Here is a 23,172-nt window from a genome sequence, read left to right on the forward strand (position 1 = left end):
CTGCGCGCACCTGTGAATGTTACGAGGTGCGCACCCAGTCAAACTCTCCTAGCCTGCCAATCTTCAAACAGCGCTGCACGGCACCCGCCAATTGTGCTCACACAGGCCCTGCACGCACGTGTGAACCAAACTATTAATTCACGAGGTTAGTGTTTCATGACCTATAACAACGCACGCTTGCAATCTGCGGTGATCATCGTCAGCGATCCCGATCAAGATTCAAAGATTCTCAATATCCCGGCAGATGCCAACGGTCGAACCTTCACACTGGACCTCACCCGAGGCGATACCCAACTGGGCAGACCGCGCAAGATTCAAATGGACGACTTACCGTCTGCCACACGCATCACACTCGCGTCCAGACAACTGAACAGTGACGGTACACCACAGTGGTGGATGCGTTTGAAAACCACTCACCAGACTTCAAAGTTGGACAGCCACGACGTCGATTACTTCGTTAATGGTTATCTGGCGAACGACTTTATCAAGGAAGGCCTGGGCATCGTCGTCGATGCAAAGACTGAAAATAATATAACCCGCGACACCCTCGGCAAAGTCACCGTCGACACGTCCCCTGTCCCCCCCACCCACTGAGCTGAGTGGTTTCACCTGGAGCACTGTATGTCTCTGCATTCCAATGCCTTCAACTTCATGAGTTTCGTTCAGGGCAGTGTCGACCCACGCACCGGCCAATATGCACTGGGCATCGACCTGCCGGCACTCAACCCCAACGCACTGTGCGGCCCCGATCTGCCCCTGCAGTTGAGCTTCAACCCGATGAACGAACGCAACAGCGGCTTCGGCATCGGCTGGAGCCTTAAACTGACCCGCTTCAGCCTCGCCGATGGCATGCTCGAGCTGCACACCGGCGAAAGCTTCAAGGTCGCCGATAACGGCCCTGGGCAAACCGCGGTCATCGCGGAGCGCAAACTGGAAAGCTTCCAGTTCAGCAACATCAGCGAAGGCGAACACAAGCGCTTGCGCATTGCCCATAAATCGGGCCTTGTCGAAATCCTCGAACCCCAGGGCCCAGGCTTCGACGTGGCCCTGCCGGTGCGGGTACTGGCGCCCTCCGGGCATGGCGTCGACCTGACGTATCAAGTCCTCAACGGCCAACCGCGCCTGGCGTCGATCAGCGACGACAGCCAACGCACCCTGCTGAGCATCGACTACAGCGGCAACGCCCGGGTACTGCTCGACCTGCACCCCGCGACCGACGCCCATGCCCGCTTCACCCTGGGCCTGGAAGGCGACCAGCTGACCCGGATCACCCTGCCCGGCACCGACCAGGCGGGCTGGGACTTCACCTATCGAACCATAGGCGGCTTGTACTACCTGACTCGCTTGGCCAACCCCATCGGTGGCGTCGAGACGGTGGCCTACAAGGAAGACGGTCACGCGCTTCCGGGGGTCGCACGCACGCTGCCCTATGCCGCCGTACACATTCTCCAGCCTGACCCGCTGGATGAATCCACCCACATGAAGAACACCTACACCTTCAGCAGCAATAACTTTCTCGGCTATGGCGCCGGCGTCACCTGGTCCGACCAGGGCGAGGACAACCTCTACAAGTCGACCCAGGCCAACTTCAGCTACGACTCCACCGCCAGCCATTACCTCGATGGCCCGGTACTGCGCACCGTCAAACGCAGCTTCAACCGTTTCCACCTGATGACCGAACAGGTCACTACCCAACAAGGCTGCATTGAAACCGTCACCACCACCTACCATGAACTGCCCAACCTGCAGTTCGCCGACCAGCCGAACTTCTTCCAGTTGCCGCACACGGTGACCAAGACCTGGACCCTGCAGGGCAACTCGCAGGACCGGCGCGCGGAAACCCTGCAAACCCGCTATGACGCGTTTGGCAACCTGATCGAAGAGACCAACGCCAATGGCATACGCACCGTGCGCGAGTACTATCCCAGGACGCAAAGCGACGGCTGCCCGGCGGACCCGGAAGGCTTCGTGCGCAACCTCAAATGCGAGACGGTCTACCCCGCCCCGGTCGACGACGAGACGCTGCCCGCCGCGGCGATCAAACGTAATCGCTATCGCTATACGCTGCTCCCTGGCCTGAGCCGGAACACCCTTCAGACGCGGCCTGAAGGCTGGCTCGCACTCGCGCAGGAGGATACCTTCGAGGTCACCCTCGATCAGGCCAAGGAACACGAAGCGCTGTTGCACAGCAACCGTCGCAGCTACCTGAACCTGCCCGATAAGCCGCATCTGCACGGTCGCCTCGACCAGCATCAGTTCAGCATGAATGGCGTTTCCGCCAGCCGCCGCTGGCGCTACGAGCTGGTCGATGACCCTGCCGGGCAATCGACCTGGCTGCAGACACGCGAGACCTACAGCGCGCCATGCGGCACCCTGGAGACCACTACCCGTTCGGCGCAGTCGATCATCAGCGGCCATCTGGTCGAAGACCAGGACACCCTCGGTGTGGTCACCCGCTACCAGTACGATGTGCTCGATCGCCTGGTCGAGCAGACCACCGCGCCCGATGACCCGACCTACCGGGCCACCCGCCGCTTCGCTTACCCGATCCTGCAAGAAGACCGCCGCACGCGCAGCTGCGAGGAAGTCACCGACGCCAAGGGGGTGCTCACGCGCATCGTCTACGATGGCCAAAACCGCCAGATCAGGGAAGAGCGCGAAGTCGCCATGCCAGGCGACCCGCAACAGCGTCTGAAGTACACCGTGTCGACCATGCGCTACGACTCGGTCGGCCGTCTGGTCGGTGAAACCTTCCATGACTATCCGACGCAGCCGGGGGATGCCCGGGCGCTGACCCCGGACGTCACCCTGAGCTATAGCTACGGTTACGACGGCTGGGGCCGACGCAGTGAAGTGACCCGTCCAGACGGCGTCAGGGAGCTGACCCACTTCACCCCGTTCGGCGACGGTGGCGACCGTCTCACCAACTGGTCCGAGAGCCCGGATGCACCCGGGGTCAAGCAACAGCTGCGGGTCAGCCAACTCAATGCGTTCAACAAGCCGGTATTCGAGTACCGCCAGCTCGAGCAGGGAGACCAGCCAGCGCTCCAGGTGGGGCGTAAGGACTTCGTCTATGACGGGCTCGGCCGCTGCGTCCAGGACACCTTCAGCTTCACTGACAACAGCACCCAGGCAGTACGCCGCGTGACGCAATACACCTATGACGTCTGGGGCCGAATGGTCGAGACCGTGCGTCCGGATGGCAGCGCCCTGATCCGTCACTTCGCCGCGCAGAGCGCCAGTGAACTGACCACCGCCTTGCAGGTGCGCAAAAGTGCCGGCAGCGACGCCGAGACAGTCTGCGAGCGTGCCTTTGACGGCCTGGATCGGCTGGTCAAGGTCAAGGTTGGCCCGCGCCTCGAAGAATACGATTACCGCAGCACCACCCCGCTGGTGGAGAAGCGCACGAGCTACAGCCTCGAGCGCACTGGCAAGGGCCTGCGCAAGCGGGTGATCGGCTACCAGTACCTGCCGCAGTTGACCGTGCAGCCGACCCACGTCAGCGCCCGGATCGAAGTGGAGGGTCAAAGCGCGCCCAGCAGCGAACTGCAGGCCAATTATGCCTACGACGCGGTGAGCGCAGAGATTGCCAGTGCCGCCAATGCCAGCGGTAGCCGCGAATACCACTACTCCGCTCAGGGTCACCTGCGCGCAGAAACCTGGAAAGTCGCCGACCAGCAACAGCATCACAACGCCTACCGGCACTCGCTGCAAGGGCGAATCCAGGCCCGCGAGCACTCCGATGGTCACGACTGCCACTATGCCTATGACAGCCTCGGGCGCGTCACCCGCGTGGACCAGGGCAGCCTGCACTGTACCTTCGGCTACAACAGCGAAGGCTTGCTCGCCTCCACCACCACCCGCGACAGCGACAATGCCGATCGCCAGGTGCAGTGCACGCTGGCCTACGACGCGCTGGGACGCGAGGTTACCCGCACACTGAGCGTCAATGGCAGCGAACAGCAGGTAGTCAACCTGACCTGGCTGGACAACGACCTTCTTGCGAGCCGTACCTTGCACCGCGCTGGCAAACAGGTGCGCAAAGAGACTTTCGAGTACGATGAGCTCGATCGCCTCTTCGAACATTGCTGTGACGGCGAGGCACTGCCGCGCAATGCCAAAGGGCGGCCGATCAGTCTGCAGCAGTTCCGATTCGACGAACGAGACAACCTCACCCGCTGCGTAACCCAATTCGCCGATGGCACCAGCGACCGAGCCGACTTTACCTACGCGACGGATGGCAGCTTCAAGCTGACCAAAGTGACCCATCGCCTGCTTGAGGATTACCCCGCAGAGCAAGCGTTCGACTACGACGAATTCGGCAACATGCTCAATGACGAGCAGGGGCGCAAGCTTGAATACGACACCCTCGGCCGCCTGCAACGGGTGCTGGAGGTCGACGGTGTGACTCCGTTGGTCGAGTACCAGTACGATGGCCATGATGAGCTGGTGGGCTCGCTGCACGGCGGCACTCGCCAGGTCGACCGGCGCTTCCTAGGTCAGCAATTGCACTGCACCTCGCAAGACGATGTGCTGACCCACTACCTGTATGCCGGCATCCAACCGCTGGGGGTGCAGCACTACCCCGCCGATGCCGACGCCACGCAACTGCTGCTCAGCGACCTGTCGGGCAGCGTCATCGGCGAATGCGATGCGCAGGGCACACGCCACGCAGACTATAGTGCCTACGGCGAACGGCCCGATGACAATGGCATGCGCAGCCTGCTGGCGTTCAACGGCGAAGCCCGTGAAGAGGCGCTTGGCTGGTACCTGCTGGGCAACGGTTATCGTGCCTACAACCCAGGCTTGATGCGCTTCCACAGCCCGGATTCGCTGAGCCCCGAAGAGGCCGGCATCAACCCCTACCTGTATGCACTGGGCAACCCGGTCAACTGGCGTGACCCCACCGGGCACCGGGCCGAAGGCGTCTCGCCGGATCGCGATCCACCGTCGTATGTCGATCCGCCGGAGAAGCCGAAGACACCGTGGGGCGCATGGATCGGCGTAGGCATCGCCGCCTTGATGCTCGGCGTGGCGGCCTTCACCATGCCGTGGACCGCACCGGCGACCATTGGCCTCACGCTGAGCTATGTTGCCGGTCTGGGCGGGGTGGCAGCCAACGCAGCGGCGCTCGGCATCCAGACCTACACCGCAATTACCGGAGATGACAACGCCAACCTGACCTACATCGCCTACGGGCTCAGTTTCATGGGCGGCTTCATCGGGGCTGCGGGGATCAATGGCACTCGCGCTGCACTTGGCGCAGTCAAGGCGGCGCAGTCTGCGAAAGCCGCAGCCAGTTACCAAGCGGCGAAAAAAGCCTTGTTCGACAATGTCTCCAAGGTCGCCACGGCCACGAGCAAGGTCAAAGGTAATGCGCCAGCGGGGCTGTCGAGGTCGCCGAGTTTGAGTGGATCCACCAGAAGCTCGATCGCCACCTTGCCCGAGCCCGGCGCAGCCATGGGAAGCAGAACCGGTTCACAAAGTTGGGCAGGGCTGGACCTAACGATGTTCGACAACGCTTCCAGTCCGTCACCAGCCGCTTCCCCGGCACTCTCGCGCGCGAGCTCAGCGTCGAGCGTCAATCCGGTAGCAAACAGTGGCCATACAACTGCCACACCAGGGGCGGCATCCCCATGGAGACCAGTGCCCGCTGACTTTACCCAAGTGGGTAAGGGGCAATACATCGCCTGGAGAGATAATCACCGGCAATGGAGAATCATAAATGGCTAAACCTGAGGGTTGTCGAGCCTGAGCACGCTCTGCGCCATGCAGCGGTAGTCCATATCGCTACGTAGACTACTCCACTGCGAACCAGAGAAATTGCCTACATCCCCCCTTCCGGCGCCAGCCTAACCTAGCGCCCTCGAACCCGATGTACCTGCCGCTGAGGCGGTCGGTACATCGCGGTTCCCCCCACGCTCCAGCCACCACTCACCGATCCGCTGCGATCGGTAGTGCATGCAGTTCAGGATCCTCCCATGTCCCGACTTGACCGGCGCAGGCCTCTGCCGTCGCGCCTGCGCATCGCCCTGCTTCCACCCTTTACGGGCAGTTGCCTGACCCTGGTGCTGAGCGCACCCGCCCTTGCCGAAAGCCCCTCTTCGCAGTTCCAGGCAGGCTTCATGCGCCAACCACCCGGCCAGGCGGCCGAAGCGGGTGCGCTTGCCCTGCAAAGCCTGGCGGCGGATACCCCGCTGCCCCCTGGGCGCTATCGGGTGGCACTGCTGGTCAACCTCACGCCCGTCGAAACGCGCGAGATCGAATTCCGTCAGTCTGCCACGGGCAAAGCGTTGCAGGCCTGCCTGACCCGCGACCTGTTGCGCGGCCTGAACCTGCGCGAGCAGGCGCTGGAAACGCCCTTGCCCGATGACGATCGCTGTATCGACCTGGCAGCGCTGATTCCCCAGGCGCGGGTTGATTTCGATCCGTCGCAGCTACGCTTGTCGCTGTCGATCCCACAGATTGCCCTGCGCCAGGATCGCTCCAGCAGCGTGCCGCAAGAACGCTGGGACACCGGCATCCCGGCCGCCTTCATCAACTACCAGGCGTCTGCCCAGCACAGCAGCCGGCGCGACGGGCGCAACACCCACAGCCAGGACCTCAACCTCAACAGCGGGCTCAATCTGGGGGCCTGGCGCCTGCGCAGCCAACAGTTCCTGCGCGAGGATGAACAGGGCCGGCGCCGCTGGACCCGCACCGACACCTACGCCCAGCGCGACCTGCCGGGCCTGTATGCCAACCTCACCCTGGGTGAAACCTTTACCAGCGGCGACATGTTTCGCTCCTTCGCCTTCTCCGGCGCGCGCCTGGCCTCCGACCAGGGCATGCTGTCCGATACCCTGCAACAGTACGCCCCGGTGATCCGCGGTGTGGCACAAACCCGGGCCAAGGTCGAAGTGCTGCGCAGCGGCTTCCCGATCTACTCGACCTACGTGGCGCCCGGCCCCTACGAAATCGACGACCTGAGTGTCGGCTCCGGCAACGGTGAGCTGGAAATCGTCGTCACCGAGAGCGATGGCCAGGTCAGCCGTTTCATCCAGCCCTATTCATCGATGGGCAGCCTCCTGCGCGAAGGCGTCTGGCGCTACAGCGCCACCGTTGGCAATTACACTGGCGCCAGGCACCTCGACGAGCCGCGCTTCTGGCAGGGCACGCTGGCGCGCGGCGGCGCCTGGGGCACCACCCTTTATGGCGGCCTGCTTGTCAGTGACCACTACCGAGCCGATGTGCTGGGCATGGCCCGCGACTTCGGCGAGCTGGGCGCGTTTTCGCTGGATGTCACCCAGGCCAATACCGACCTGGGTAGTACCCTGGGCCACGTCCAGGGGCAAAGTTACAGCCTGCGTTACGGCAAGACCTTCCAGACCCGCACCAGCCTGCGCTTCGCCGGCTACCGCTACTCCACCGAGGGCTACCGCGACTTTGACGAAGCGGTCCAGCAGCGCTTCGCCGACGCGCGCTTTGCAGGCAGCCGGCGCAGCCGGGTCGAGGCCTCGCTGTACCAGAACCTTGGCCGCAGCAGTTCGCTGAGCCTGACCCTGTCGCAGGAAGACTTCTGGCACAGCAATCAGCAACGCCGTCAGTATCAGTTGCAGTACAACACCCGCGTGGACAAGCTGGGGATCAACCTGTTCGCCTCGCAATCGCTCAGTTCGCGCAACACCGACAGCCGCCAGTTCGGGGTCAGCTTGAGCCTGCCGCTGGACTTTGGCCGCCGCCCGCATACCGCTTCGTTCAACCTGCAACACGTCGATGGCAAGTCCACCGAGCGGGCGAGCCTGCAGGGCGGCATGCTGGATGATCGCCTCAGCTACCATGCCTCGCTCAACAACGATCGGAACCAGCACCAGAACGGCGCCGTATCCCTCGCTTATCAGGGCAGCCAGGCCAGCTTCGGGGCAGGTTACAACGAGTCACGCCAGCAACGCAGCCTGTCCCTGAACGCCAGCGGTGCGGTACTGGTGCATGCCGACGGTATCGCCTTAGGCAGCTATCTGGGCGAAACCCCGGCCCTGGTCCATGTACCCGACGTCGCCAACGTCGGCGTGCAGAACGCGTCCTCGGCTCGCACCGACGCCCAGGGCTATCTGCTGGTCTCGCACCTGAACCCGTATCGGATCAATTCGCTGGTGCTGGACACCGACCAGCTGTCGCCCGAGGTCATCATCGACAATGCCAGCCAGCAGGTGGTGCCGCGCCGGGGCGCGGTGATCAAGGCCCGTTTCGATGCCCGCAAGGTGCTGCGGATGGTGCTGACCCTGCATCAGCCCGACGGCCGCCCGCTGCCCTTCGGCGCTCAGGTCAGCAATGCCCAGGGCGAGGTCCTGGGGAGCGTCGGCCAAGCCGGGCAAACCCTGCTGGCCATCACCGAACCCGGGCTGCAGCAGCTGCAGGTGCGCTGGGGCGACAGCGCTATTCAACACTGCCAGGTGATGCTGGATGCGCAAACGATGCCGTACAGCGACGGCTATCGCCTGCAAACGCTGGCGTGCCTGCCGTACTCCCCTGACGACGCCGCCCCGGCCTCCGCTACCCTCTTACAGGAACACACCTCATGACTTCTGCGCTGCGCAGTACCCTGCGTCCCCTCGTGCTGATCCTGGGCAACCTCGCGCTCGGGCTGGCCTCGACCAACGCCTACGGCAGATGCGCATTTGGCACCGGTGGCGCCTACATGACCTTCGTCAAAGACATGGGCAGCTTCTGGATCCCTCGAGACGCCCCGGTCGGCACCGTCATTGGCAAAGCACGATTATTCGCTCGCAATAACGAGAGCACGACGCTGGAGTGTTTTTATGATGCCGCCACCCCAGTCACCGCCAGGTTGCCCAACACTGCACCGCTGTTCAGCGGCAGCCTGCCACCGGTCGAAGGCAAGAACGTTGATGGTCACGTGCTGCAAACCAATATCCCAGGCGTCGGTGTGTATATCGATTTGGGATATCCCTACGATGGCAGCAGCACCAATAGCTTCAGCCCGGACGCTGTCAACGCAGTCCCCTACTCTGGCGCCATGAGGACCATGACCAGCTTCCCCGCGTCACTGAGCACCATCAATGGCGAGGCGGTGTTCATCAAGACCGACGACATCGCCGCGGGGCCGCAGCGGATCGCTGGAGAGATGTTCCATGGGATTGTCCACGACCTGGGCAAAGTGCTGGACTACCGGCTCACGGCGACGGTCACTCGCGCGCAATGCTCCCTCAGAGCCGATGCGGTGAGTGCCGACCCGGTGTTGCTGGGTGATCACAAGGTTGAAGACTTCAAGGGCGTCGGCACGCACACGCCGTCTGTACCCTTCCATATCACCCTAAACGATTGCCAGGACAGCAGTGTGCCCGGCGCCACCCGTGCGGATGTCCATGTGTATCTCGACGGTGCCAAAGGCTCTCGGGCAATCGACCCTGATCAAGGCGTGTTCAGCCTGACGAGCACGTCGGACGATATCGGCCTGGGTATTCAGATATTGCGCAGCGACGGCTCGCCGATGCCGCTGCAAGCCGATCAGTTGATGAAAGCCCTGGACATCGGCCTCACCCGCCTGGATTTTCAGGCACGCTATGTTCAGATCGACCCGCGGGTGAAACCGGGCGTGGGTGAAGGCGCGTTGAACTTCACCATCACCTACCGCTGAGCCCTACACGCCCCTGATTCAGGGGCGCCGGCGCAGTCACTGGATCAGCGTGAAAAAATCCAGACGCAAAAAAGGGGACCAGAGGTCCCCTTTTTCGTACTACGTTTGGAGCGGGAAACGAGACTCGAACTCGCGACCCCGACCTTGGCAAGGTCGTGCTCTACCAACTGAGCTATTCCCGCAATGTAAAGCGTGCTTCTGTCGGCGTGAAAGGCTGTACTGCCCTGCACCACCGCTGTTACGTCATGAACGCCACAGTTTGAAAAACTGGAGCGGGAAACGAGACTCGAACTCGCGACCCCGACCTTGGCAAGGTCGTGCTCTACCAACTGAGCTATTCCCGCAAATGGCGTCCCCTAGGGGACTCGAACCCCTGTTACCGCCGTGAAAGGGCGGTGTCCTAGGCCACTAGACGAAGGGGACAATGCCGACGCTTTGCAGCGCACCAGGTACAAGCCCTGGATTTCTTTTTTCGAGCCCTGCCGTGAGGCAAAACCCTGAAAACTGGAGCGGGAAACGAGACTCGAACTCGCGACCCCGACCTTGGCAAGGTCGTGCTCTACCAACTGAGCTATTCCCGCAATGGCGTCCCCTAGGGGACTCGAACCCCTGTTACCGCCGTGAAAGGGCGGTGTCCTAGGCCACTAGACGAAGGGGACACGCTACATCTTCACTATTTATTACTGACTTGCTGCATCTAGCGGTTAGCTTTCCGCTGCAAGTGGCGCGCATTCTAGGGATGCCTTCGAAAGCCGTCAACCCCTTTGTATAAATTTATTGAAATCAATGACTTCGGCGCTGGCTGCGCAGCTATATAGGTAGCGTCCGGGGATTGGCGTTGATTTTCTGACAGCAGCCCGGCAAGCTCGCAGCAAAGTGCCACTAGCGATCGACTGCACTGCAGTTTTTGCCGTGCGAGCCGACACAGGATACAGGCATCGTGCCTGGCGTCCGCCAAGCTGCACTGTTCGCCCTCCAGCGAACTCACTACACTCATTGCAGCAAAACTTATTCATGAGGCGTTAACGGTGACACCACTTCTGATCACTCTGCTCATCGTTGCCGGCATTGCCCTGCTAATCGTTATCGGCTACCTCAACAATGTGGTCGAGAACAGCAAGCTCGAACGCGCACGGCTGAAAATCGAGCTGGCCGAACGTGCCCGCCGCTGTGGCGAAATCAACGAGACGTTCCCCGGGCAGCTGATGAACCCGGCGCTGAAGCTGTTGATGACGCGCCTGGAACACAACGTCACGCAGCGCCAGTTGGCGGTGGACAAGAACAGCGCCCCCCTGAAAGCGCGCCTGGCCGAGCTGGAAGGTTTGATTGCACTGGGCGACAAGCTGCCGGTGAACAACCCACCGAGCCCGATCCAGACCGAAGTCAAAGCCAAGGATGTGCGTTTCCTGCTGGAAGCACTGCACAACCAGATCGTGCGTGCCACCCAGGAAGGCTTCCTGGCCAGCAACGAGGGCAAGTACTGGGTCAAGGAAATCCGCCATATCCTGGTGCTGCTGCACATCGAGTTCTTCAACAACCTCGGCCAGCAGGCACTCCAGCAAAATCAGCCTGGTCAGGCGCGGTTGGCCTTCGAGCGCGGCGTGCAGTACCTGCGCAAGCAGCAGGAGCCCAAGCAGTATGAAGAGCAGTTGACCTATCTGGAGAAGCTGCTGGCCCGCGCCAACGCTATGGTGCTGGACCAGATGGAGCCTGCCGAGAGCGACAATAATGAGTTGACCGAAGGCCTCAAGACCGACGAGGAAGAGACCTGGAAGAAAAAGGTCATCTACGACTGATTGGCATGCTGCATCGGTTGCAACACAGCACAAGGGGCCTGATCAGGCCCCTTGTCGTTTTCAGCAGTCGGTCAATTCCAGAAAGATCGCCGCCAATCGCTCCAGCCCCATCTGATCGGCCTCAGTGAAACGCGCAAGCCTGGGACTGTCGAGGTCGAGCACGCCAATCAGCCTGCCCTCCTTGACCAGCGGAATCACCAGTTCGCTCTGCGATGCACTGTCACAGGCGATATGCCCGGGAAACGCATGCACGTCTTCCACCCGCTGGGTCTGCCAGCTGGCTGCGGCCGCGCCGCACACGCCCTTGCCGAAAGGAATGCGCACGCAGGCCACTTGCCCCTGGAATGGGCCAAGTACCAGCTCTTCGTCACGGTTGATATAGAAGCCGGCCCAGTTCAGGTCATCCAGCTGGCTGTACAGGAATGCCGAGAACTGCGCGGCATTGGCGATGAAGTCGCGCTCGTCGGCAAACAGCGCCTGCACTTGCGCGGCCAGCAGGTGATAGCCGTCCAGGCCTGCGCCACTGGCATTGAGGTCGATCATTTCAGTTTTGCTCCAGCAATTGCAGGCCGACCCAATAACGGGCGAACTGATAGGCACAGCGGCCGTTACGATTACCGCGCCCGGTGGCCCAGCGCACGGCGAGAATTTCCAGTGCTTCGTCGCGCTGCCATTGCAACCCGGCGGTACTGGCCAGTTGGCCGATCCAGTGCTCGACCACATCGAGGAAGTGCTCCTGGGTGAACGGGTAAAACGACAGCCACAGGCCGAAGCGGTCAGACAAGGCGATCTTGTCCTCCACCGCCTCGTTGGGGTGCAGCTCGCCGTCAACCATCTTCCAGTTTTCGTTGTCGCTCTGCTTCTCTGGCACCAGGTGGCGGCGGTTGGAGGTGGCGTACAGCAGGACGTTGTCCGGCGCCTGCTCCAGCGAGCCATCGAGCACGCTCTTGAGCACGCGGTAGTCGCCCTCGCCTGCTTCAAACGAGAGGTCATCGCAAAACAGCACGAAGCGCTGCTTGAGCTTGCTCAATTGCTCGACCACCCGCGGCAGGTCGGCTAGGTGATCGCGCTCGATCTCGATCAGGCGCAGACCGGCGCCGGCGTGCTCGGCGAGCAAGGCGCGCACCAGCGACGACTTGCCGGTGCCACGCGAGCCCCACAGCAGCGCGTGGTTGGCCGGCAGGCCGTTGATGAATTGATGGGTGTTGCGGCCGAGTTGATCGCGCTGCTTGTCCACCCCGATCAGGTCGGACAGGCGCATGTCCAGGCTGACTTCCAGCGGCATCAGGTAGCCGCTGCGGCCATCGCGCTGCCAACGGGCCGCCAGGGTTATGTCCCAGTCGATCTGCGGGCGCAGCGCGGGCAGCAGCGGTTCGAGCCGGGCGAGCACCGATTCGGCGCGCTCGAGAAAGGCGGTGAGGCGGGGGTCCATGGTGACTCCTGGTTAAAACGGATGCAGGGAAAGGCTGAATGTTTGACAGACCCACCAGTTGCCGAGGTTGATCGGCTATGCTTGCGCAGCGCAGGAGCGCGAAACCGGCTTGGGATCCATGGATATAAAGTTCACCAATCGTCTGTCTTACAAGCAAGCCCGGCTGACTGTCCTGGTCGGCTTCATACTGGGAACATTGCTCAGTCTCATCCAGATCGGTATCGATTATGCCAGCGAAGACGCGTCTATCAACCGCGAAGTGCAGGCATTATTGCAAATCAGCCACAACCCCGCCTCGCGCATCGCCTACAACATCGACACCGAGCTTGCCCAAGAGCTGACCGGCGGCCTGCTGCAATCGCCGGCGGTGATCCGTGCGCGGCTGATCGACAACAATGACACGGTGCTGGCCGATGTGCAGCGCCCGCGCCTGGAAGACCGCTATCGGCTTTTGAGCGACTTTCTGTTCGGCGAGCAACGCCAGTTTCAGGAGCGCCTGCACCTGGCGCAGATGCCCAAGGACTACCTCGGCACGCTGTACCTGGACGTCGACACCTACACCTTCGGCGGGCGCTTTCTCGAGCGCGCCTGGGTCACCCTGCTCAACGGCTTTACCCGCAGCCTGGTGCTGACCGGCATCCTCCTCGGCCTGTTCTACATGATGCTGACCAAGCCGCTGGTGACGGTGATTGCCGCGCTGAGCAACAGCGACCCGCGCCAGCCCCAGCAAACCCGGGTGGATTGCCCGCCCGGGCACGAGTCGGACGAGATCGGCGTGCTGGTCAAGGTGGCCAATCGGCAGTTCGTCAGCATGGCCACCGAGATTCAGCAGCGGCGCGCTGCGGAAAACCGCCTGACCGACTACCTCAACGAACTGGAGGACCGCGTCTCGGCCCGCACCGACGAGCTCAAGGCAAGCAACGATCGCCTCAGCCAGACCAACCAGGACCTTGAAGAAGCACGCCGCCGCGCCCTGGAAATGGCCCAGGCCCGCGCGGCGTTCCTGGCCAACATGAGCCACGAGATCCGCACCCCGCTGAACGGCATGCTGGGCATGATCTCGCTGGCCCTGGACAGCGGCCTGCCGGCCGAGCAGCGCCAACAGCTGTCGATCGCCCATGATTCCGGCAAGGTGCTGGTCGAACTGCTCAACGATATCCTCGACCTGTCCAAATTCGACGCCGGCCAGCTGGAGCTGGAGCGCATCCCGTTCGACCTCGGCGCGATGGTCGAAGACACCGCCAACCTGCTGTCGCAGAACGCCGCCGCCAACGTCGAGCTGACCTGCCTGATCGCCAGCCAGTTTCCCAGTACCGTGCTCGGCGACCCAACGCGGGTGCGCCAGATCGTCAGCAATCTGCTGTCCAATGCGCTCAAGTTCACCCGCTTTGGCCGTGTCGATGTGCGCCTGTCGCCAATTGTCGGCGGCGTACGCCTGGAAGTCTGCGACACCGGCATCGGCATCCCCGAAGAGGCCCAGGCACGAATCTTTCAGCCGTTCACCCAGGCCGGTGCCGGCATCACCCGCCAGTACGGCGGCACCGGCCTGGGCCTGGCCCTGACGCGCAACCTGTGCAAAGCCATGCAAGGCCACCTGCATATCCAGTCAGCCGCAGGCTTTGGCAGCCGTTTCAGCGCCGACCTGCCGCTGCTGACCCACACCGAAGCGATTCCCGCCGCGCCGCTGCGTGGACGCGTGGTGGTCCTGAGCAAGGCCGGCAGTGGCCTGGCCGAGCTGCTGAGCAGCAACCTGCCTGGCTGGGGCCTGGACTATCAACAGCACGAAAGCGCCAGCACGCTGCAGCCAGGCGCATTCGAGCTGTTGATCACCGATGACCTCGAGCAACTGCTCGCGCTGCGCCCGCAATTCGCTGCGCCGATTCTGCTGGTCACAGCCTACGGCAACTTCCTCCCCTCCGAGCGCGCCGGCGAGCTGGCTCCGCTGGTGCAGCTGGCTCGGCCGTTGGCGCGCAACGCGCTCTACCAGACGCTGCGGCGGATGCTCCAGGGCGAACAGGCCCACACCGCTCCCGTGCAGGCTTCGCCCAACGCCCTGCAGCACCGCGCACGAGTGCTGCTGGTCGAAGACAATCCGGTCAATCAACTAGTGGCCAAGGGCATGCTGGGCAAGCTCGGCTGCCAGGTGCTGGTCGCCAGCCAAGGCGCCGAGGCCCTGGAAATGCTCGAACGGGAAACCGTCGACATGGTCCTGATGGACTGCAACATGCCGGTCATGGACGGTTACGAAGCCAGCCGGCGGATTCGCCAGAGCGGACGTTGGCAACAATTACCCATCGTCGCCCTGACCGCCAATGCCATGCCGGAAGAGCGCGAGCGCTGCCGCGCCGCCGGCATGGATGACTACCTGGCCAAGCCGTTTCGCCGCGAAGACCTGCTCGCACTGATCGAACACTGGGTGCCGCTCAAGGGTTGAGCAGTTTCTCCACCGCAGCCTGTAACGCCTGCGGCTTGGTGGTCGGAGCAAAGCGGGTGACCTTGCCGCTGACCGGGTCGAGCAGGAACTTGGTGAAGTTCCACTTGACCTTCTCGGTGCCAAGCAGGCCCGGCGCGCGTTTTTTCAGCTCGACGAACAGCGGATGAGTGCCTGGGCCGTTGACGTCGATCTTGCGCATCAACGGGAAACTGACGCCAAAGCGTGCTTCGCAGAACGAGGCGATTTCGCGGGCATCGCCGGGCTCCTGCTTGCCGAACTGATTGCAGGGAAAGCCCAGCACCACCAGGCCCTGCCCGCGATAGTCGCGCCATAGCTGTTCCAGGCCCTGATACTGCGGGGTGAAGCCGCACTGGCTGGCGGTGTTCACCACCAGCAGCGCCTTGCCGGCGAAGTCGCCGAGCAGCTTGTGCTCGCCGCTCAAGGTCACGCAGGGGATGTTCAGCAAAGAATCGTCCATGGTCGCTCTCCGGTCAGTCACGCGGCTTGAAGTCCAGACACACCGAGTTGATGCAGTAGCGCAGCCCGGTCGGCGGCGGGCCGTCAGGGAACACATGACCCAGGTGCGCATCGCACTGGGCGCAGGTGACTTCGGTACGGATCATGCCGTGAGTCGTGTCACGGATTTCGATCATCGCGCTGTCGGCAATCGGCGCATAGAAGCTTGGCCAGCCACAGCCGGAATCGAACTTGGTGGTCGAGTCGAACAGGTCAGCGTTGCAACAGATGCAGGTGTACACACCGTCGGCCTTGTGGCTGTTGTACTTGCCGCTGAACGGGCGCTCGGTGCCTTTCAGGCGACACACCTGATACTGCTCGGGGTCGAGCATGGCGCGCCATTCATCCAGGGTTTTGTCGATCTTTTGCATGTTGTCACCTCGGCAGGCTGAATTTCACCTCGCACCGGCTTTTCCACGGCGCGGGTGGCACGTATATTAGTTGGCTTCGTGCGCAAGGCTCCAAGTCTGGCACCCGCGCCGCGCCCTTACAAACCTTTCGACGGCGACGCGTCCGCGACTTCTCAATCGGGATCACATCATGCAGTTCAGCAAATCGAACAAGCTGGCCAATGTCTGCTACGACATTCGCGGCCCTGTGCTCAAGCACGCCAAACGCCTGGAAGAGGAAGGCCACCGCATCCTCAAGCTGAACATCGGCAACCCGGCGCCGTTTGGCTTCGAGGCGCCGGATGAAATCCTCCAGGACGTGATCCGCAATCTGCCGACCGCCCAGGGCTACAGCGACTCCAAAGGCCTGTTCAGCGCGCGCAAGGCAGTCATGCAGTACTGCCAGCAAAAAGAGATCGAAGGCGTCACCATCGAGGACATCTACCTTGGCAACGGCGTCTCCGAGCTGATCGTGATGTCGATGCAGGCGTTGCTCAACAATGGCGACGAAGTGCTCATCCCGGCACCGGACTACCCGCTGTGGACCGCCGCAGTAAGCCTGGCCGGCGGCAACCCGGTGCATTACCTGTGCGACGAGCAGGCCGACTGGTTCCCGGACCTGGCCGACATCAAGGCCAAGATCACCCCCAATACCAAGGCGCTGGTGATCATCAACCCGAACAACCCTACCGGCGCGGTGTACTCCAAAGAGATGCTGCTGGGCATGCTCGAACTGGCTCGCCAGCACAACCTGGTGGTGTTCTCCGACGAGATCTACGACAAGATCCTCTACGACGAAGCCGTGCACATCAGCACCGCCGCGCTCGCCCCGGACCTGCTCTGCCTGACCTTCAACGGCCTGTCCAAGTCGTACCGGGTGGCGGGCTTCCGCTCCGGCTGGCTGATCATCTCCGGGCCCAAGCACAACGCCCAGAGCTACATCGAAGGCATCGACATGCTGGCCAACATGCGCCTGTGCGCCAACGTGCCGGCCCAGCATGCGATCCAGACCGCCCTGGGTGGTTACCAGAGCATCAATGACCTGATCCTGCCGCCAGGCCGCCTGCTCGAGCAGCGCAACCGGACCTATGAGCTGCTCAACGACATCCCGGGTGTCAGCTGCGTCAAGCCGATGGGCGCGCTGTATGCGTTCCCGCGGATCGACCCGAAGGTCTGCCCGATCCTCAACGACGAGAAGTTTGCCCTCGACCTGCTGCTCTCCGAGAAGCTGCTGATCGTCCAGGGCACTGCGTTCAACTGGCCGTGGCCGGACCACTTCCGGGTGGTTACGCTGCCGCGCGTGGATGACCTGGAGCAGGCCATCGGCCGCATCGGCAACTTCCTGCGCACCTATCAGCAGTGATCCAGCCTTGAGCATGACGGGGCCGCGCTGCGGTCCCGTCTACGGGTGCGGAATTCCCCTTACATCCTGCAACGCTCTCGCCTACAGCTGGGCGAAATTCCTCTGCCATACTCCGCGCTACACAGTTTGAAATAGTCGCCCGGTTGAATCAGCGCGACAGCCCCCTTATATACCCCGCAGTCAGCAAAATTTTCATCCGTCAGGAGAACGTAACAACCATGATGCGCATTCTGTTGTTTGTAGCCACCAACCTCGCGGTGGTGCTGGTTGCAAGCATTACCCTGAGCCTGTTCGGCTTCAATGGGTTCATGGCCGCCAATGGGGTTGACCTCGACCTCGGCCAGTTGCTGGTCTTCTGCGCCGTGTTCGGCTTCGCCGGCTCGCTGATCTCGCTGTTCATCTCCAAGTGGATGGCGAAGATGAGCACCGGCACGCAGATCATCACCCAGCCCCGCACCCGCCATGAGCAATGGCTGTTGCAGACGGTCGAAGAGCTATCCCGCGAAGCCGGCATCAAGATGCCCGAGGTGGGTATCTTCCCGGCTTACGAGGCCAATGCCTTTGCCACCGGCTGGAACCGCAACGACGCCTTGGTCGCCGTGTCGCAAGGCTTGCTCGAGCGCTTCTCGCCCGATGAAGTCCGCGCGGTGCTGGCCCACGAAATCGGCCACGTCGCCAACGGTGACATGGTCACCCTGGCGCTGGTGCAGGGCGTGGTAAACACCTTCGTCATGTTCTTTGCGCGGATCATCGGCAACTTTGTCGACAAGGTGATCTTCAAGAACGAAGAAGGCCGCGGTATCGCCTACTACGTCGCGACCATCGTTGCCGAGCTGATCCTGGGCATTCTGGCGAGCATGATCGTCATGTGGTTCTCGCGCCGCCGCGAGTACCGCGCCGACGAAGCCGGCGCTCGCCTGGCCGGCACCGGCGCCATGATCGCTGCCCTGCAGCGCCTGCGCGTCGAGCAAGGCATGCCGGTGCATATGCCCGACACGCTGAAGGCCTTCGGCATCAATGGCGGCCTCAAGCAGGGCCTGGCTGGTCTGCTGATGAGCCACCCGCCGCTGGAAGAGCGTATCGAAGCGCTGCGCCAACGCGGTTGATAACCCGCCGGGCCGCTGCCAAATGCAGCGGCCTGGCACGTTACATCTCGGACCGCTTCAGCGCTGCAATTGATACACCCGCTCCAACAAGCTGCTCACGCCGGCCTGACTGTACTTAGGGCTTTCGGCAATGATCTGCTGAGTCCCCAGCGCATCAACCTGCCAACCTGCATAGCCTTCCCGCACTTCACGCTCAGCCACCGAAAACGGCGGACCGTCGATACGTGCCTGATCGTACTCAAGGGTCACCAGCAAGCCTTGGGCGCCAGCTGGCAAGCCGTTGCCAAGCAACTGCAGATAGCTGCTACGCATTTCCTGCGGCAAGGCAATTAGCGCCGCACGGTCATACAGCCCGGCGCACTCGGCCAGGTCAGCCGCCTGCAAGTCGAAGATATCGCCACACCAAAGCTCGATTTCCCCGCTGTGCCAGACCTCGAACTGGCCCTGACGGGACACCTCTGGCTGCAGCCCGTTGCCGGCAAAAAACGCCTCGATTGCCTGAGCGGACAGCTCTACTCCACGCACCTGATGGCCCTGCCCGGCGAGCCAGAGCAGATCCAGGCTCTTGCCACACAGCGGCACCAGCACCCGGCTACCAGGCGCCAGTTGCAGGGCCGGCCAATGCGCCTGCAAATAGGGATTTACCTGGCTCTGGTGAAAACCGATCTGGTTGTCTGCCCACTTCTTGTGCCAAAACGCAGCCTGCATGCTTCCTCCTGGTTTTTCGATCAGTCACTGCAAAAACTTATATTGGAAGTCGATCTGAATCTGCTCGAAGATGGCCTCATCTTAGCCTTCAGGACCACCGCCATGTTGCCCAGCCTGTTTATTTCCCACGGCTCTCCAATGCTGGCCCTGCAACCTGGGGCCAGCGGGCCGGCCCTGGCCAGGCTGGCCCGCGAGCTGCCGCGACCTAAAGCCATCGTACTGGTCTCGGCCCATTGGGAGAGCCGCGAGCTGCTGGTCATGAGCAACCCGCAGCCAGCGACCTGGCACGACTTCGGTGGCTTCCCGCCAGCGCTGTATGCCGTTGAATACCCGGCACCGGGTGCGCCCGAGCTGGCCAGTCAGATCAGCCAGCAACTGAGTGCTGCCGGCCTGCCAGCGCGGCTTGATGACCAGCGTCCGTTCGACCATGGCGCCTGGGTACCGCTGTCGCTGATGTACCGCGAGGCCGATATTCCCGTAGTACAGGTGTCGCTGCCCAGCCACGCCGGGCCTGAGCTGCAACTGCGCGTCGGCCAGGCACTGGCCGCGTTGCGCGCAGACGGCATCCTGCTGATCGGCTCAGGCAGCATCACCCATAACCTCGGCGAGCTGGACTGGCACGCTGGGCCAGATGCTGTAGAGCCCTGGGCGCTGGCGTTTCGCGACTGGATCGTGGCCAGGCTGGAGGCGGATGACCGCCCTGCCCTGCTTGACTACCGGCGCCAGGCACCGCACGCGGTACGCAACCACCCGAGCGATGAGCACCTGCTGCCGTTGTTTTTCGCGATGGGTGCAGGGGCGCGCCTTGGCGTGGTCCATCAAGGCTTCACCCTCGGCGCGCTGGGCATGGACATCTATCGCTTCGATTGAGCCTGGGCGTTTTTCAGGCAAAAAAAATCCCCGAATCAATCGGGGATTTTTTTTAGTGCGCCAGGATCAATCCTCGCGATAGCGGCGCAGCTTGAGCTGCTTACCGGCTACGCGGGTGTCCTTGAGCTTGGTCAGCAGACGCTCCAGACCATCTTCTGGCAGCTCGACCAGGCTGAAGCTGTCGCGCACCTGGATACGGCCGATAGCATCGCGGGCCAAGCCGCCTTCGTTGAGGATCGCGCCGAGCAGGTTCTTGGCGGCGATGCCGTCACGAGCACCCAGAGCGGTACGGCAACGCACACGGCCTTCGGCCAGTGGCATTGGCGCACGGCGCTCACGGTCGCCACGGTCGCTGCTGCTGCGCTCGCCACGATCAGGGCGGTCGCTACGCTCGGTACGCTCGCCACGCGGGGCACCGGTTGGTACCAGCGGCTGCTCGCGCTCAACCGAAGCCAGGTCCAGCGGCTGACCGTTGGTGGCTTTGCTCAGCAGGGCCGAAGCCAGAGCACGCGGGGTGCATTCCAGCGAAGCGGTCAGGCGGTCGAACAGGTCGCCGTGGGTGGTTTCTGCTTCGGCTACCAGTGGCGCCAGGCTTGCGGTCAGCTTCTTGATGCGCGCATCGAGAACAGCTTGTGGGCCAGGCAGACGGGCTTCAGCAACTTTCTGACCGGTCACACGCTCGATAACCTGCAGCATGCGGCGCTCACGTGGAGTCACCAGCAGCAGTGCACGGCCTTCGCGACCGGCACGGCCAGTACGGCCGATACGGTGAACGTAGGACTCTGGGTCGTACGGCATGTCCACGTTGAACACGTGGGTGATGCGCGGTACGTCCAGACCACGGGCAGCGACGTCGGTAGCGACGACGATGTCCAGGCGGCCATCCTTGAGCGACTCGATGACGCGCTCACGCTGGTTCTGGGCGATGTCGCCGTTCAGCGCGGCAGCCTTGTAGCCTTTGGCTTCAAGGGCGGCAGCGAGATCCAGGGTGGCTTGCTTGGTACGCACGAAGGCGATCAGGGCATCGAACTCTTCGACTTCCAGCAGGCGCAGTACGGCAGCGATCTTCTGGTCGGCGTGAACCATCAGGTGAGCCTGATCAATCGCGGTGACGGTCTGAGTCTTGCTCTGGATCTTGACGTGTTTCGGCTCGCGCAGATGACGCTCGGCGATGCTGCGGATCGACGACGGCAGGGTCGCAGAGAACAGCACGGTCTGGCGAGTCGGCGGCAGGGCCTCGAAGATGACTTCGAGGTCGTCCATGAAGCCCAGCTTGAGCATCTCGTCGGCTTCGTCCAGCACCAGGTGCTGAACAGTCGACAGGACTTTCTCGTCGCGACGCAGGTGGTCGCACAGACGGCCTGGGGTCGCTACGACGATCTGAGCACCATTGCGAATGGCACGCAGCTGTGGGCCCATCGGGGCGCCACCGTACACAGCGACTACATTGATACCCGGCGTTTGTTTGGCGTAGGTTTCGAATGCGGTAGCAACTTGCAGCGCCAACTCACGGGTTGGCGCCAGGATCAGGGCTTGCGGTTCGCGCTTGCTCACATCGATGCGATTCAGGATCGGCAGAGCGAAGGCAGCGGTTTTACCGGTGCCGGTCTGCGCCTGGCCGATCATGTCATGACCGTCGAGGATGATCGGGATCGACTGATGCTGAATGGCGGACGGCTCTTCGTAGCCGGTGGCCATTACAGCAGCAACAATGTTCGGGTTAAGTCCGAGAGCGGCGAATCCGCCGGTTTCCTGGGTCATGGGTCTGCCTCTATGTGCATCCGCAAAGACCCATGCTCCAAAACTGCACATGCCTTGAAAGACCCAAAGGTCACCCAGGCAGTTTTGGCGGCGGGGATTTGCGAAAACGATTGAAAAAGAAATACTTGAGAAGGTCCGACTAGCGGACGTGCAGCCGAAGCTGGACTCGGAGGATTTGCACCACCTGATTTTGCGGCCCGCTAAAAGACCGGCGCGTACTATACCCGAAATCCTTGATTACGGTGAAATTTTTTTCTCGACCGTGGTGGGGTGGGTAGCTGGCCAGGGATTATGGCTGAATCGGTTCGGCTTTTGCGGGTGGCAGGATGAAGAATTGTAGTGTGCAGGCAATTCGGGGAGCATGCGCCCCGAAGGCCTCAGGTCGCCGGGCGAATAGCCTTGATCAGGTACTCAAGGCTATACCCCAACTGCGGCGCCAGCGCCTCGGCCCGCGCGCGCAACTCGTCGATCTGCAATTCCTGATCGAATTCGGCTGGCACCAGCACCACGACATTGCCCTCCTTCACCGGCAACTCCCAATAATGCCGGTGGTAGAGCCCACGCAGCAGCGCCGCACCCAGCGGCTTGCCGTCATCGCCGGCCCACTGGTTGATCACCAGCCAACCGCCTGGGTTTAGCTGCTGCTGACACTGCTCGAGGAAATTCCAGGCCAGATGCGCCACTCCCGGCCCATGGTCGGTATACAGGTCGACAAAGATCAGGTCAGCCTTCTCGGCCGTCGGCAGCAACTCGACCGCATCACCAATGCGCACATACAGCCGCGGGTCATCGTCCAGACCGAGGTATTCCATGGCCAGCCGCGGTACATCCGGGCGCAGCTCGATGGCTTCGACGTCATCCAACGGCAGGAACTTCAGGCACGCCTGGGTCAGCGTACCCGCACCCAGGCCGAGAAACAGCGCGCTCTCGGGCAGCTCATGGCACAGCGCGCCGATCAGCATCGCCCGGGTGTAGTCGTATTCAAGCCAGCTAGGGTCAGCGGTAAACACGCAGCTTTGCTCGATGGCCTCACCGAATTCGAGAAAACGATAATCCTCGACCTCGTAAACGCTGACGATGCCATAGGCATCCTCGACCCGAGCCAGCAGCCGCTCTTCCCGCTCGTTAGTCATTACCACTCCCGCTGCACCGCGCACAAA

General features: G+C 62.4%; 15 protein-coding genes, 5 tRNA genes and 1 pseudogene. 9 read left to right on the forward strand and 12 right to left on the reverse strand.

The window, feature by feature from the left end:
• The first annotated feature begins 156 nt into the window (after positions 1-156).
• From AC58X1_RS08400 to AC58X1_RS08415, 4 genes are all read left to right on the forward strand, one after another.
• Positions 157-594, forward strand: a complete 438-nt coding sequence (locus AC58X1_RS08400) for a hypothetical protein (RefSeq protein WP_191622867.1) — start codon at positions 157-159, stop codon at positions 592-594.
• 27 nt (positions 595-621) lie between these two features.
• The gene (locus tag AC58X1_RS08405; protein WP_497428670.1) at positions 622-5,733 is read left to right on the forward strand and encodes an RHS repeat-associated core domain-containing protein; all 5,112 of its coding nucleotides are present in this window, start codon (positions 622-624) and stop codon (positions 5,731-5,733) included.
• 248 nt (positions 5,734-5,981) lie between these two features.
• On the forward strand, positions 5,982-8,561 hold the full coding sequence (locus AC58X1_RS08410) for a fimbria/pilus outer membrane usher protein (protein ID WP_497428671.1): 2,580 nt from the start codon (positions 5,982-5,984) through the stop codon (positions 8,559-8,561).
• The gene (locus tag AC58X1_RS08415; RefSeq protein WP_497428672.1) at positions 8,558-9,637 is read left to right on the forward strand and encodes a fimbrial protein; all 1,080 of its coding nucleotides are present in this window, start codon (positions 8,558-8,560) and stop codon (positions 9,635-9,637) included. The genes AC58X1_RS08410 and AC58X1_RS08415 overlap by 4 nt, the downstream gene beginning before the upstream one ends.
• 106 nt (positions 9,638-9,743) lie before the next feature.
• On the opposite strand, the gene AC58X1_RS08420 is transcribed toward AC58X1_RS08415, so the two are convergent.
• From AC58X1_RS08420 to AC58X1_RS08440, 5 genes are all read right to left on the reverse strand, one after another.
• Positions 9,744-9,819: transfer RNA gene (locus AC58X1_RS08420), tRNA-Gly, on the reverse strand.
• Positions 9,820-9,905: 86 nt separating this feature from the next.
• Positions 9,906-9,981, reverse strand: a tRNA-Gly gene (locus AC58X1_RS08425).
• 3 nt (positions 9,982-9,984) lie between these two features.
• Positions 9,985-10,060: transfer RNA gene (locus AC58X1_RS08430), tRNA-Glu, on the reverse strand.
• A gap of 82 nt (positions 10,061-10,142) precedes the next feature.
• Positions 10,143-10,218: transfer RNA gene (locus AC58X1_RS08435), tRNA-Gly, on the reverse strand.
• Between the two features lie 2 nt (positions 10,219-10,220).
• Positions 10,221-10,296 (reverse strand) — tRNA-Glu (locus AC58X1_RS08440).
• 369 nt (positions 10,297-10,665) lie between these two features.
• Between AC58X1_RS08440 and AC58X1_RS08445 the strand changes: the two genes are divergently transcribed.
• On the forward strand, positions 10,666-11,433 hold the full coding sequence (locus AC58X1_RS08445; RefSeq protein WP_150570126.1) for a hypothetical protein: 768 nt from the start codon (positions 10,666-10,668) through the stop codon (positions 11,431-11,433).
• A 60-nt stretch (positions 11,434-11,493) separates the two neighbouring features.
• On the opposite strand, the gene AC58X1_RS08450 is transcribed toward AC58X1_RS08445, so the two are convergent.
• Complete coding sequence (locus tag AC58X1_RS08450; protein WP_150570125.1) at positions 11,494-11,976, reverse strand: GAF domain-containing protein; 483 nt, start codon at positions 11,974-11,976, stop codon at positions 11,494-11,496.
• Between the two features lies 1 nt (position 11,977).
• Entirely contained in the window at positions 11,978-12,865 is an 888-nt protein-coding gene (locus AC58X1_RS08455; RefSeq protein WP_101321545.1) for an ATP-binding protein, read from the reverse strand.
• 77 nt (positions 12,866-12,942) lie between these two features.
• Here AC58X1_RS08455 and AC58X1_RS08460 point away from each other — a divergent pair.
• Positions 12,943-15,299: pseudogene (locus AC58X1_RS08460) on the forward strand (response regulator).
• Here AC58X1_RS08460 and AC58X1_RS08465 read toward each other — a convergent pair.
• Together AC58X1_RS08465 and msrB are read right to left on the reverse strand one after the other, a co-directional pair.
• Positions 15,289-15,777: a glutathione peroxidase gene (locus tag AC58X1_RS08465; RefSeq protein WP_101321549.1), complete on the reverse strand. Its 489-nt coding sequence runs from the start codon at positions 15,775-15,777 to the stop codon at positions 15,289-15,291. The pseudogene AC58X1_RS08460 and the gene AC58X1_RS08465 overlap by 11 nt on opposite strands.
• 13 nt (positions 15,778-15,790) lie before the next feature.
• Positions 15,791-16,186: a peptide-methionine (R)-S-oxide reductase MsrB gene (gene msrB, locus AC58X1_RS08470; RefSeq protein ID WP_101321551.1), complete on the reverse strand. Its 396-nt coding sequence runs from the start codon at positions 16,184-16,186 to the stop codon at positions 15,791-15,793.
• A 169-nt stretch (positions 16,187-16,355) separates the two neighbouring features.
• Between msrB and AC58X1_RS08475 the strand changes: the two genes are divergently transcribed.
• Complete coding sequence (locus AC58X1_RS08475; protein ID WP_101321553.1) at positions 16,356-17,567, forward strand: pyridoxal phosphate-dependent aminotransferase; 1,212 nt, start codon at positions 16,356-16,358, stop codon at positions 17,565-17,567.
• A 218-nt stretch (positions 17,568-17,785) separates the two neighbouring features.
• Positions 17,786-18,673, forward strand: a complete 888-nt coding sequence (gene htpX, locus AC58X1_RS08480) for a protease HtpX (RefSeq protein WP_101321555.1) — start codon at positions 17,786-17,788, stop codon at positions 18,671-18,673.
• 57 nt (positions 18,674-18,730) lie between these two features.
• Here htpX and AC58X1_RS08485 read toward each other — a convergent pair whose 3' ends face one another.
• Entirely contained in the window at positions 18,731-19,381 is a 651-nt protein-coding gene (locus AC58X1_RS08485; protein WP_497428673.1) for a thiopurine S-methyltransferase, read from the reverse strand.
• A gap of 102 nt (positions 19,382-19,483) precedes the next feature.
• Here AC58X1_RS08485 and AC58X1_RS08490 point away from each other — a divergent pair, with 102 nt between their 5' ends.
• A complete protein-coding gene (locus AC58X1_RS08490; protein WP_181088669.1) occupies positions 19,484-20,251 on the forward strand; it encodes a DODA-type extradiol aromatic ring-opening family dioxygenase in 768 nt (255 codons plus the stop codon).
• A gap of 66 nt (positions 20,252-20,317) precedes the next feature.
• Here AC58X1_RS08490 and AC58X1_RS08495 read toward each other — a convergent pair whose 3' ends face one another.
• Positions 20,318-22,012 carry a DEAD/DEAH box helicase gene (locus tag AC58X1_RS08495; protein ID WP_101321559.1) on the reverse strand — a complete coding sequence of 565 codons (1,695 nt, stop codon included), beginning with the start codon at positions 22,010-22,012 and terminating at the stop codon, positions 20,318-20,320.
• A 377-nt stretch (positions 22,013-22,389) separates the two neighbouring features.
• Complete coding sequence (locus AC58X1_RS08500) at positions 22,390-23,145, reverse strand: spermidine synthase (RefSeq protein ID WP_101321561.1); 756 nt, start codon at positions 23,143-23,145, stop codon at positions 22,390-22,392.
• Positions 23,146-23,172 lie beyond the last annotated feature (27 nt).

This window comes from Pseudomonas sp. PGPR N4 (assembly GCF_059693665.1).